Raw genomic sequence first — 12,048 nt, 5'->3', positions numbered from 1 at the left:
CCTCTAGCTGGATTGACGAATGACCCAATTTCTATTTTTCGCTCTGGCCAAGCATCAGAGTATCTACTTCAAACGCCTGCTCGATGAGACGGATTTACAGGGTAAAGTCGTTGAGCCCGGGCAGTTGCCCTGGCCGCGCCTGTGGCGCTTGCCTGCAATTATCGCTCGCATAGATTGGCGTGGTTTGATCGAGGAAAAGTGCCAGGAGCGTAGGGTTAAGCGCAAGTATGCAGGGGTTGTCTACCGCATGTTGCTGCGCCTTGAGCTTGCCTGGGTGGCGCTTCGAGTCGAAGCCCTTCTGTGCAGGGAGCAACCTGTCAATCTGGCCATGTGGAATGGCTCTCATCGCTATTGTCAGCTATTACTGGCCCTGCGGCCTGAGCGTTGCGGCACCTTCTTCTTCGAGAATGGCTTGCTCCCGGATACTACGACGCTGGATCCCATGGGGGTCAATTACCGCAATTCTGTCCCACGGGATGCTGCTTTCTATCGTGCATATCAGGCCGACGAGGGCGCTGCCGAAGCGCGTCTCGAACTGGTGCCGCGCAAGTCAAGAGGTCAAGGGGCGGAGCCGGTTCAGTTGCCGCCTCATTATGTCTTCATCCCGTTTCAGGATGACCGCGACACTCAAATTCGTCTGTACTCCCCCTGGATAGCTGACATGCGTCAGCTGTTCGCCTTGGGCAAAATGTTGGTTGAGGAATGCAGTTTGACCGTGGTGTTCAAGGAGCACCCTTCAAGTCGAGAGCGTTATCCAGACTTGCACGAACAGGTGCATGAGCGACTTCTGTTTGCCAACGGCAATGCTACTCAGGAGCTAATCGAGTCCAGCGATTATGTCGTTACCATCAACTCGACTGTCGGGCTCGAGAGCTTGCTGCTGGGTAAGCCGGTGCTCACACTGGGGCAGGCTTTTTTCAATATACCGGGTCTGGTGGCACATGCTGACTCCGTCAGTGAGTTATTGGCGCTGGCGCGGTGTTTTCCGGAGTGGGAGCTGGAGCCGGAGGTGCGCGAAGGGTTTCTACGCTATCTGGCGGCCGAGTATTGCATCCAGGGAAGCTGGCGCGATGCCGATGCTGCCCAACTACAGCGGGTCGCGCAGCGTATGTTGATGGCAAGGTGTTGAGATGAGAGTCGCGTATCCACGCCTAGACGTCCTGGCGAGTTGGGCCTTGGTCGGTGTGCTGGTGTTGCTTTGTGCACCCTGGGTTTTTCCCAGCAACAAGCTCTACCATCAGGGACTAATCCTCTTGCTCTGGCTTCCGGGTTTACTTGCGTTGGGTTGCGTACAGTTTAGGCGCCTGTTGCCGCAGCCAGAGCTGATTCTATTTGTCCTTCTGTCGGCTTGGACCCTGCTAGTCATTGCTGTGCAGGACGGGGTAGATGGGTTGAGGGATGCCAAACTCCCTTTCTATGTGCTTCTGTCGCTGCTAGGTGTGCTGGCTGCTGCGCAGCAACGGCATTACTCGATTGAGTGGCAGCTGCGGATAGCCGCGCTGGTTGCGGGACCCTTTGCTTTGTGGTCAGTCATCGATTTCTATGTGCTGAACGATCATCCGGCCAGTAGTCGTGTAGCGGCGATTGGTCTGTGGGACACCATTATTATGGCGGCTCACGCTGTAGGCGCGCTGGCCGTGCTCGGATGTTTGCTGGGTTTTCATTGGAAGGGTGGCTGGCGCTATCTGCTTCTTCCTTTGGTGGGGGGAGGACTGGCAGTTTTCCTGCTTTTCAGTCAGACGCGCGGTGTATGGATCGCCTTATTGGCGGCCTTTCTGGTCTGTGTGATGGCTCGTCCCTCTCGCATGGGTGTTGCTGCTTTGGTGCTGGGCACCCTAGGAGTATTGGTACTAGCGCTATGTATGCCCGAGTTCTTGGCACAGCGCGGACTTTCACACCGCCCGGAGCTGTTGCACAAAGGGCTTGTGATCTTTGCAGAGCATTGGAAGTTTGGCCTTGGCTTCAATGACTACAGCATTCTCGTTGAGTCGCAAGGGAAGACCTACAGGCATCCGCATAACATCTATCTCGATCTTGGGATCCGCTGGGGCATTGTTGGATTGGCGCTTTTCGTTGCTTTATGGGGCTGTGTGCTCTTGCGTGCCTGGCGTAATCGATACTCTCGGCTGGGATTCGCCCTGCTGGGGCTGTGGGCCTTTTCCACCGTTGCTCTGCTGACCGATGGCATCGGGCTGTGGTTTAAGCCCAATGCAGACTGGTTGATCACCTGGCTGCCCATCGCACTTAGTCTGGTGTTGGCAGCGCGTACTTCAGAGCGCGATCCTGAGTCAGGGGTTATCGATGGTCTTCATTGAGCTGGCGGGGTCTAACCGATGCATCGAGAATGAGCTCGGCTGAGGCTGTGAATCATCTGTGCTCATTGCCTGAGTACGCTTTATCAAAGTGCCAGTTGATATAAGCGCTTGAGGTTGTCCAAGCCAAGATACTGCTCAAGCAGTTGCTGATCTTTGGTGTAACGCAGCAGATGCTTGAAGTTGCGTTTGCGCTTCCAGACATTTAACGGGCGCTTCTGGCACTGCATGTCGGCGACATCAATCAATCCTAGTTCGCCACGGTCGGTAAGGAGGATATTGCCGAGGTGCAGTGAGCGGAAGTACACGCCGTTGTTGTGCAGGTGGGCAACGAAGGTTGCCAGTTTCGCGTCTAGTCCATTGATGTCAGGCTGGCTGGCCTTCAGTACCTGGCGCAGTGTGTGGCCGGGCAGTGGGCGATAGAGTACAGCGTCACGTTCAATGGCGGGTATTCGGAAGATTGCTTCGACCTCGGGGCAGGGGATACCGCGTTGCTGTAGCGCTGTGATGTTGTCGCTGAAGCGCTGGGCATAGGGGTAGAGCGCTGCGGAGCTGATCAAACGTTTGCGGCGAAACAGCTTGAGAAATCTGCCGTCCGGCAACTGCAGCACCTTGTCGCCATGGCCGTCGGCTTCAAGCACTGTGGCGCCACTGCGCAGGGTCTGGTAACTCGCAAGGTCTAGCGTCTGCATGCGGCGGCTCGGTGCAAAAGGGTGAATCATAGCCGACTCGGCAGTGCCTTGGCTAAGCGCCGATAGCCTCTATGGTAGACTCGCGCCACCTTTGAACCAGTGATGTCCTCATGAGCAAACAGAATACCGCTGCCCCTTCAAGCCTCAAGGTTTATCTGCGTTTGCTGAAATACGTGGTGCCTTACTGGGGGCTTTTCGCCATCAGTATTCTAGGGTTCCTGATTTTCGCTTCGACCCAGCCGATGCTGGGGTACATGCTTAAGTTCTTCGTCGATGGTCTGAATAACCCTGAGGCCGGGCTGTTTGCCGAAGTACCTTGGCTGCTCGAATATGCGCCCTGGGTGGCTAATTTGCCACTCCTGCAGGCCGTACCGTTGCTGATAGTGGTAATCGCCTTGTGGCAAGGTATTGGTTCTTTTTTGGGCAACTTCTACTTGGCAAAGGTCTCCATGGGCTTGGTTCAGGATTTGCGCATCGCCCTGTTCAACAACTTACTCACCCTACCCAACCGCTATTTCGACAGCCATAACTCGGGGCACCTGATTTCCCGAATCACCTACAACGTCACCATGGTCACCGGTGCTGCCACCGATGCGATCAAGGTGGTAGTACGTGAAGGCATGACTGTGTTGTTTCTTTTCACCAGCCTGCTGTGGATGAACTGGAAACTGACCATGGTCATGCTGGCGATTCTGCCGGTGATCGGTTTGATGGTGAGCAGTGCCAGCAAGAAATTCCGCAAGCAGAGCAAGAAGATCCAGGTGGCCATGGGGGATGTGACCCATGTGGCCTCGGAAACCATCCAGGGCTACCGGGTGGTGCGCAGCTTTGGTGGTGAGGCCTACGAGCGTCAGCGTTTTTTCAAGGCGGCCGATGATAACAAGGCCAAACAGCTGCGCATGGTCAAGACCAGCGCTGTGTATACACCCAGCCTGCAACTGGTGATCTACAGCGCCATGGCCGTGCTGATGTTTCTGGTGTTACTGCTGCGCGGCGATGCCACTACCGGCGATCTGGTGGCCTACATCACTCTGGCGGGACTGTTGCCCAAGCCAATTCGCCAGCTTTCCGAAGTCAGCTCGACCATTCAGAAGGGTGTAGCCGGCGCGGAAAGTATCTTCGAGCAGTTGGATGAGGCTCCCGAGATCGATCGTGGCACGCAGGAGCGTGAGCGGGTCAGTGGTCGTCTGGAGGTGCGCAACCTGAGCTTCCAGTATCCTGGGGCCGAGAAGCCGGTACTGAGGGATATTTCCTTCGTCGCCGAGCCTGGGCAGATGATCGCCCTGGTGGGGCGTTCCGGCAGTGGCAAATCGACCCTGGCCAGCCTGATTCCGCGCTTCTACCACCACGAGCATGGGCAGATTCTGCTGGACGACCTGGATGTCGAGGATTTCACCCTGCGCAACCTGCGCCAACATATCGCCCTGGTTACCCAACACGTCACCCTGTTCAACGACAGTGTGACCAACAACATTGCCTACGGCGATCTTGCTGGCGCGCCCTTCGAACAGGTGCGCCAGGCGGCCGAAGCCGCCTACGCAGCGGAGTTCATCGACAAGCTGCCGCAGGGCTTCGACACGCTGGTCGGCGAGAACGGTGTGCTGCTGTCCGGCGGGCAGCGCCAGCGTCTGGCCATTGCCCGGGCGCTGCTCAAGAATGCACCGTTGCTGATTCTCGACGAGGCGACCTCGGCCCTGGATACCGAGTCGGAGCGACACATTCAGGCCGCTTTGGACGAAGTGATGAAAGGACGCACCACGCTGGTCATTGCCCACCGTCTGAGCACCATCGAAAAGGCCGACCAGATCCTGGTGATGGACCAGGGGGAGATCGTCGAGCGCGGCAGTCATGCCGATTTGCTGGCGTTGAATGGTTACTACGCGCGTCTGCATGCCAAGCAGTTCGAGGATGCCGACGAGGCATCGCCGACTGAGCAGGAGGCCTGATCGGGCAGCCCGCCTGCCTGGGGCGGGTGGGCTGCTGTGTTATCATTGCCGCCGTTTTTCCGCTGCCCGGAGCCGCAATGAAGCTTTCCATGCCCCGTTACGATCAAGCCCCCGTTCTGGTGGTGGGCGACGTCATGCTCGACCGCTACTGGCATGGCGGCACGTCGCGGATTTCCCCCGAGGCGCCGGTGCCGGTGGTCAAGGTCGAGCAGATCGAGGATCGTCCCGGTGGTGCGGCCAACGTTGCGCTGAACATTGCTGCCCTCGGTGCTCCGGCGCTGCTGGTGGGTGTGACCGGCGAGGACGAAGCTGCCGATAGCCTCACCGACAGCCTGGCTGCGGCGGGTGTCAGCGCCCATTTTCAGCGTATCGATACTCAGCCGACCATCGTCAAGCTGCGGGTGATGAGCCGTCACCAGCAACTGCTGCGCATGGACTTCGAAGAACCTTTCAACACTGACGCTGCCGCCTTGGCTGTGGATGTCGAGCGGCTGCTCGATGGCGTCAAGGTGCTGGTGCTGTCCGACTATGGCAAGGGCGCGCTGCAGAACCATCAGGCGCTGGTGCAACTGGCGCGGGCCAAGGGGATTCCGGTGCTGGCCGACCCCAAGGGCAAGGACTTCTCCATCTACCGTGGCGCCAGCCTGATCACCCCAAATCTCAACGAGTTCGAGACCATCGTCGGGCATTGCGACGACGAGGCCGAGTTGGTGGCCAAGGGCGCCAAGCTGATGCGCGAGCTGGAACTGGGTGCGCTGCTGGTCACCCGCGGCGAGCATGGCATGACCCTGCTGCGCCCGGACCACGCACCGCTGCACCTGCCGGCCCGGGCCAGAGAAGTGTTCGATGTGACCGGTGCCGGCGACACGGTGATTTCCACCCTGGCGGCCTCCATCGCTGCGGGTGAGGAACTGCCGCAGGCGGTGGCCCTGGCCAACCTGGCGGCCGGTATCGTCGTCGGCAAGCTGGGCACCGCCGCCATCAGCGCGCCTGAGCTACGCCGTGCGGTGCAGCGCGAGCAGGGTTCCGAACGTGGCGTGCTGGGCCTGGAGCAACTGCTGGTGGCCATCGACGATGCCCGTGCTCATGGCGAGAAGATCGTCTTCACCAATGGCTGCTTCGACATTCTGCACGCCGGCCATGTGACCTATCTGGAGCAGGCTCGCGCCCAGGGCGACCGCCTGGTGCTGGCGGTCAACGATGACGGCTCGGTGTCGCGCCTCAAAGGCCCGGGCCGGCCGATCAATTCGGTGGACCGACGCATGGCGGTGCTGGCCGGTCTGGGCGCGGTGGATTGGGTGGTGAGCTTCAGCGAGGACACCCCGGAGAACCTGCTGCGTGCCATCCAGCCGGATGTGCTGGTCAAGGGCGGCGATTACGGCATCGACCAGGTGGTCGGTGCCGACATCGTTCGAGCCTACGGAGGCGAAGTGCGGGTACTGGGGCTGGTGGAAAACAGCTCGACTACCGCCATCGTCGAGAAAATTCGCAGCAAATAGCGTCAGCCGGTGCGCCGCCCCGGTTTGCTGGTCGGACGTTCCAGTCCGGCCAGCCAGTCCTTCCAGCGGATGCGCTCATCACGCACCAGCCAGCCTTCCTGAGCGGCGAAACTTTCCGACAACCACAGTCCGCGTGTGCTGGCCGTGCGCAGTTCGCCCTGTTGCAGGTGCAGCAGCTCGCCACTGGGCAAGCCACTGCTGAGCGGCAGCAGGTAGAGATCCGGACGGCGGCGCTCCAGGCGGGCTACCAGTTGCTGTTCTTCCAGGCGCTCGTCGACATGGAACAGGCTGGGTTGGCGGCAATCTTCAGGCAGCTCCAGACGCAGGTCGTAGACCAGTTGCAGAGAGGCTGTGGGCAGGTGCACGTAGGCCCTGGGTCGCTCCAGCAGGGTCAGGTTGCCGCAATGTACCGGGCGGGCTGCGCCTGATAGCGGGCTGAGGCGAAAGTGACTGCTCTCCCGGTAGCGCAGGGCGTTCTGGTACGGTGCCGGCAGCCAGGTGTCGGCAAAGCGGCCAGTCAACCAGCTGCCTTCGCTCTCGATCAGGCACTCCTCGGCTACCTCCTGAATGGCGGTGAGCAGCGGCAGATTGAGTTCGTGGGCCGGTACATAGCCGGAGATCAGTTTGAGCACTACATCGCCACGGTCGGGGCGGCGTTGGCGCACCACCAGCCAGTAGTCGCGGCCCTGCCAGTTGAGGGTCAGCCGCACCGAGACGCCCAGGTTGGCCAGCTCCACGGCGAAGTGCTGCGGGTTGCTGATCGCGATACCGCGGCGGCGTTCGAGCATCTGGCTGAAATTCAGCGGCAGGCCCAGGCTGCGGTAGTGCAGGCGTTCGCGATCAGCCTCCACGTAGAGTGGCAGGGTCTTGAACGCCGTAGGATCCTTGCGCGCCAGCAGTCTCGACATATCGGCTCCTCGATCGGGGCCGCCCGGTACAGGCGGCGGGTCGGAGCCTTGCAGTTTAGCCGCGTATCGCGGCGGCGGCGGCCGCGACGTTTGCCGCAAGATGTTGCGGGTTGATGGTGCCGACGATGGCGCTGCTGACGCCGGGGTGGCTGAACAACAACTCGAAGCTGGCCTGGATCGGGTCCTGCCCTTCGCGCAGTACGGCATGGCCGCTGGCCAGGGCCTTCTTGATCAGGATGCCCTTGCCGTGGGCGGCCGCGTAGTCGAGCACTGGCTTCTCGCCCTGCTCGGCGAGGTTGTAGGTGACCATCGCGCAGTCGCCTTGCTCAAGCGCTAGCAGGCCGCCTTCGACCGTCTTGCCAGAGAGGCCGAAGGCGCGGATTTTGCCTTCGCGTTTGAACTCCGCCAGGGTTTCGTAGAGCCCGCTGTCACGCAGGATGGCGACGTCGTTGCCGTCCGAGTGCACCAGCAGCAGGTCGATATGATCGGTTTCCAGGCGCTTGAGGCTGCGCTCCAAAGATAGACGCGCATGTGCCGGGGAAAAGTCGAAGCTGGATTGGCCGTTGTCGAACTCCTCGCCGACCTTGCTGACAATCACCCAGTCCTGGCGCTGTCCGCGCAGCAGCGGGCCCAGGCGCTGCTCGCTGACGCCATAGGCCGGTGCGGTGTCGATCAGGTTGATGCCGAGCGCGCGGGCCTGGTCGAGCAGGGCGCGGGCGGCGGCATCGTCGGGGATGGTGAAGCCGTTGGGGTATTTCACGCCCTGGTCGCGGCCCAGCTTGACGGTACCCAGCCCCAGCGGCGAGACGATCAGGCCGCTGCAGCCCAGCGGGCGGTGCAGGTCGTGCAGGCTCATGGCAGCAGTTCCTCCCAGACCGGCTGCGCCAGAGGGGGGCGCGGCAGTTCGGGCAGTGCCGAGTGCTGAGCTGGCTGGATACCGTCGCGCTGCAGGGCGGCGATGACCCGGTCGCTGAAGTCCGGGGACAGCGCCAGCTTGGTTGGCCAGCCCACCAGCAGCCGGCCCTGCTCGGCGAGGAAGGCGTTGTCGGGGCGCACCAGGCCGGATTGTGCCGGTTCGGCGCGGTCGACCCGCAGGCAGGCCCAGCGTGCGGTGGCAAGATCGATCCATGGCAGCAGTTGGCCCAGCTCCTGTTGTGCGGCGCGAATCTGTGCGCCTTCGTCGCGGGCCACGCCGTCGGCTTCGGCAATGTCGCCACCCAGGTACCAGACCCACTGACCATCGGCGGCAGGGTGGCTGGTGACGGTGATGCGCGGCTTGGGCCCACCGCCCAGACAGTGCGCATACAGCGGCTTCAGGCCCGGCCCCTTGACCAGCACCATGTGTAGCGGACGCAGCTGCTGTTGTGGCTGCTGTACGTCCAGTGTGGCGAGCAGGGCGGCGTTGCCGGCACCGGCACCGAGCACGATGCGCTGGGCGCGGATTTCCCGGCCGTCGACCACCAGGCCGGTCAGTTGATCGTTCTCGCGTAGCGCGCTGATTGCGTGGCCGTGCAGCAGGCTGTCCTCGGCCAGTTCGGCCAGGCGTGTGATCAGGCTGGGCACGTCGAGCACCAGTTCAGCCAGGCGGTAGACCTTGCCCTTGAACTTGGGGTGTTGCAGGGCGGGGGGCAACTGCTCGCCCTTGACCTGGTCGACGCGGCCACGCACTGCCTTGCTGGCGAAGAAGCTGGTGAGGTTGCCGGCCAGGCTGCCGGGTGACCACAGGTAGTGAGCCTCGGACAGCAGGCGCACGCCGCGCAGATCCAGCTCGCCGCTGCCGCTCAGTGCCTCGCGCCAGCGTCGCGGCATGTCGGCGATGGCCTCGGAGGCGCCGGTCAGGGCGCCATGCAGGGCGTACTTGGCGCCGCCGTGGATGATGCCCTGAGACTTCACGCTCTGCCCGCCGCCGAGGCTGGCGTTCTCCACCAGGACGGTGGAGTAGCCCAGCTTGCGCAGGCGGGCGTTGAGCCAGAGGCCGGCGATACCGCCGCCGACGATCAGGACATCGGTGCTGAGGGCTTGGGACATGAATAAGGCTCGCATCTGAACAGGCGCGCAGTATAACGCGCGCCTGCCCTGGGTCGGTCGATCAGTGGCCGACGCTCTGCGAGAACAGCTGGATCACCACCACGCCGGCGACGATCAGGGCCATGCCGAGCATGGCGGGCAGGTCAAGGCGCTGCTGGTACAGCACGGTGGCGGCAATGCTCACCAGGACGATGCCCAGGCCCGCCCACACGGCATAGGCGACGCCGACCGGGATGGTCTTGACCACGAGACTGAGCATCCAGAACGACAGTCCATAGCCCAGCACTACCAGCAACAGTGGCAGCGGTTTGTTGAAGCCGTCCAGGGCTTTCATCGAGGTGGTGGCGATCACCTCGGCGGTGATGGCGATGGCGAGATAGAAATAGCCGTGCATGTCATGACTCCTGGCTGAACGGCACCATTCTAGATTTCGGGGTGATGGGATAAAGTCATTACCTATCTATTATGGAGATAGGTATGCAGTGGAACCTTGAGCAAATCCGTCTGTTTGTCGGCGTGGCCGAAGGGCAGTCCTTTTCGGCGGTGGCACGAGACATGCGCCGAGCTCAGTCAGCGGTGAGCAGTGCCATCGCCCTGCTGGAGGCCGACCTCGGGGTCGTGCTGTTCGAGCGCAGCAGCGGACGTCAGCCGCGCCTGACCCGTGCCGGCAGTGCATTGCTGGAGGAGGCGCGTGAGCTGCTGCGCCAGGGCGAGCGCCTGGAGGCGCGGGCCCAGGGCCTGGTGCGTGGTGAGGAAGAGTGCCTGCGCCTGGCCCAGGACGAAGCGATGCCCTATCAGCCTGTGCTCGATAGCCTGGAGGCCCTGGCTCAGGCGTTTCCGCTGCTGGAAGTGCAGTTGGCCAGTGGTGCCCAGGGAGATGTGGCGCGCAAACTGCTGGAGCGTCGCGCCGACCTGGGCCTGTTGTTTCACCATGAGCAGATGCCCGCCGAACTGGAGCGCCAGCGCCTGGGCACCATCGAGATGGTCACCGTGTGTGGTGCCGGGCATCCGCTGGCCGTTGCCGGCCCGCTGCAGCGGCGCGAATTGGCGCGTCATCGGCAGCTGCTGATGGCGCCGCAGGACAGCCACTACCCCGGTGGCGAGCAGATCAGCCCGTCGGTATGGCGGGCCGACAGCTTTTACGCCATGGCTGAGCTGTTGATGCGTAATCTGGGGTGGGCCTGGTTGCCGCGTCATGTGGTGCAGTACCCGACTTACCAGGGGCATCTGGTCGAGCTCAGTTGCGACTGGACGCCGCCGCCGTTGGTGGTGGAACTGGTTTGCCGACGTGACGAGGCACTGGGGCCGGCGGCGTTGTGGTTGGCCAAGGCCTTTGCCGAACACCTACAGGTGATGGACTGATAAGCTGCGCGCCCATGAACAGAACCCTCTATAGCCTGATTTTGCACCTGGCCCTGCCGTTCATTTTTCTGCGCCTGCTGTGGCGCGTCTGGCGCGCACCGGCCTATGGGCGGCGCATTGGCGAGCGCTTCGCCTTCGGCCTGCCGCCCCTGCGTCGGGGTGGTATCTGGATTCATGCCGTGTCGCTGGGCGAGAGCATCGCCGCGGCACCGCTGATACGCGAGCTGCTGGCCCGTCACCCCGAACTGCCGATCACCGTCACCTGTATGACCCCGACCGGCTCGGAGCGTATTCAGGCGCTGTTCGGTTCGCGCATCCAGCATTGCTATCTGCCTTACGATCTACCTTGGGCGTGCGCGCGCTTTCAGGCGCGTCTGCAGCCGTGTCTGGCGGTGGTAATGGAAACCGAGCTGTGGCCCAACCATATCCATGCCTGTCATCGCCGCGGGGTGCCCGTGGTGCTGGCCAACGCGCGGCTGTCCGAGCGCTCGGCGCGGGGCTATGCACGTTTCGCCAAGCTGACGGCGCCGATGCTGGCCGAGCTGAGCCTGATCGCCGTGCAGACCCAGGCTGAGGCCGAGCGTTTCCGTCAATTGGGGGCGCGTAATGAATGCATCGCAGTGACCGGCTCGATCAAGTTCGATCTCAGCGTCGATCCGCAGCTTCCCGTCCGTGCTGCCGAGTTGCGTGCCAAGTGGGGCGCGGCGCAGCGGCCGATGTGGATCGCGGCCAGTACCCACGCTGGCGAGGACGAAGTGATTCTGGCGGCCCACCGCCAGTTGCTGCTTGAGCATGCCGATGCCTTGCTGATCCTGGTGCCGCGTCACCCGGAGCGTTTCGCCGATGTTTATGAGCTGTGCCGGCGTGATGGCTTTGTCACGGTGCGCCGTTCAATAGACGAGCCGGTTGCTTTCGGTACTCAGGTGTTGCTGGGCGATACCCTGGGTGAGTTGCTGTTCCTTTACGCCCTGGCCGACCTGGCGTTCGTCGGCGGCAGCCTGGTGGCCAATGGTGGGCACAACCTGTTGGAGCCGGCGGCACTGGGCAAGCCGCTGCTGAGTGGGCCGCACCTGTTCAATTTTCTGGAAATCGCCAATCAGCTGCGCGAGGCGGGGGATCTGCTGGAGGTGGCGGATGCCGAGCAGTTGTCTACGGCGTTGCGCCAGCTATTTGCCGAGCCGCAGGTCGCGGCGCGCATGGCCGCGGCCGGACTGAGCGTACTGCAGGCCAATCAGGGCGCGCTGGCGCGCTTGCTGTCGGGGCTAGAGCGGCTGTTGCCGGTGCGTTAGCAGGTGCCGGCC

General features: G+C 62.3%; 11 protein-coding genes. 6 read left to right on the top strand and 5 right to left on the bottom strand.

What is annotated here, in order from left to right:
• The first annotated feature begins 19 nt into the window (after window positions 1-19).
• Entirely contained in the window at window positions 20-1,129 is a 1,110-nt protein-coding gene (locus ACF8C6_RS08515; protein ID WP_392498872.1) for a capsular biosynthesis protein, read from the top strand.
• Window positions 1,130-1,184: 55 nt separating this feature from the next.
• On the top strand, window positions 1,185-2,315 hold the full coding sequence (locus ACF8C6_RS08510) for an O-antigen ligase family protein (protein WP_392498911.1): 1,131 nt from the start codon (window positions 1,185-1,187) through the stop codon (window positions 2,313-2,315).
• Between the two features lie 83 nt (window positions 2,316-2,398).
• Here ACF8C6_RS08510 and ACF8C6_RS08505 read toward each other — a convergent pair whose 3' ends face one another.
• Complete coding sequence (locus tag ACF8C6_RS08505) at window positions 2,399-3,004, bottom strand: toluene tolerance protein (protein WP_392498871.1); 606 nt, start codon at window positions 3,002-3,004, stop codon at window positions 2,399-2,401.
• Window positions 3,005-3,114: 110 nt separating this feature from the next.
• On the opposite strand from ACF8C6_RS08505, the gene msbA reads away from it, so the two are divergent.
• On the top strand, window positions 3,115-4,950 hold the full coding sequence (msbA, locus tag ACF8C6_RS08500; RefSeq protein WP_392498870.1) for a lipid A export permease/ATP-binding protein MsbA: 1,836 nt from the start codon (window positions 3,115-3,117) through the stop codon (window positions 4,948-4,950).
• A gap of 77 nt (window positions 4,951-5,027) precedes the next feature.
• Window positions 5,028-6,449 carry a bifunctional D-glycero-beta-D-manno-heptose-7-phosphate kinase/D-glycero-beta-D-manno-heptose 1-phosphate adenylyltransferase HldE gene (gene hldE, locus ACF8C6_RS08495; protein ID WP_392498869.1) on the top strand — a complete coding sequence of 474 codons (1,422 nt, stop codon included), beginning with the start codon at window positions 5,028-5,030 and terminating at the stop codon, window positions 6,447-6,449.
• Between the two features lie 2 nt (window positions 6,450-6,451).
• Here the strand turns inward: hldE and ACF8C6_RS08490 are convergent, their stop codons facing one another.
• The 4 genes from ACF8C6_RS08490 to ACF8C6_RS08475 form a co-directional block, all read right to left on the bottom strand.
• The gene (locus ACF8C6_RS08490) at window positions 6,452-7,357 is read right to left on the bottom strand and encodes a metal ABC transporter ATPase (RefSeq protein ID WP_392498868.1); all 906 of its coding nucleotides are present in this window, start codon (window positions 7,355-7,357) and stop codon (window positions 6,452-6,454) included.
• Window positions 7,358-7,412: 55 nt separating this feature from the next.
• The gene (locus ACF8C6_RS08485; protein WP_392498867.1) at window positions 7,413-8,213 is read right to left on the bottom strand and encodes an aldo/keto reductase; all 801 of its coding nucleotides are present in this window, start codon (window positions 8,211-8,213) and stop codon (window positions 7,413-7,415) included.
• Window positions 8,210-9,385, bottom strand: coding sequence for an FAD-dependent oxidoreductase (locus tag ACF8C6_RS08480; protein WP_392498866.1), 1,176 nt, complete (start codon window positions 9,383-9,385; stop codon window positions 8,210-8,212). Before ACF8C6_RS08480 ends, ACF8C6_RS08485 begins: the two co-directional genes overlap by 4 nt.
• A 61-nt stretch (window positions 9,386-9,446) precedes the next feature.
• Window positions 9,447-9,779, bottom strand: a complete 333-nt coding sequence (locus ACF8C6_RS08475) for a multidrug efflux SMR transporter (protein ID WP_277691063.1) — start codon at window positions 9,777-9,779, stop codon at window positions 9,447-9,449.
• A gap of 83 nt (window positions 9,780-9,862) precedes the next feature.
• Between ACF8C6_RS08475 and ACF8C6_RS08470 the strand changes: the two genes are divergently transcribed.
• Together ACF8C6_RS08470 and waaA are read left to right on the top strand one after the other, a co-directional pair.
• Window positions 9,863-10,747 carry a LysR family transcriptional regulator gene (locus tag ACF8C6_RS08470; protein ID WP_392498865.1) on the top strand — a complete coding sequence of 295 codons (885 nt, stop codon included), beginning with the start codon at window positions 9,863-9,865 and terminating at the stop codon, window positions 10,745-10,747.
• Between the two features lie 14 nt (window positions 10,748-10,761).
• Window positions 10,762-12,036 carry a lipid IV(A) 3-deoxy-D-manno-octulosonic acid transferase gene (gene waaA / locus ACF8C6_RS08465; protein ID WP_392498864.1) on the top strand — a complete coding sequence of 425 codons (1,275 nt, stop codon included), beginning with the start codon at window positions 10,762-10,764 and terminating at the stop codon, window positions 12,034-12,036.
• Window positions 12,037-12,048: the final 12 nt, after the last annotated feature.

Origin of the sequence: Pseudomonas sp. zbq_18, assembly GCF_043102245.1 — a bacterium.
Lineage (GTDB): Bacteria > Pseudomonadota > Gammaproteobacteria > Pseudomonadales > Pseudomonadaceae > Aquipseudomonas.
The sequence above is the reverse complement of the archived record's forward strand: the minus strand, read 5'-3'. Positions and strand labels throughout refer to the sequence as shown.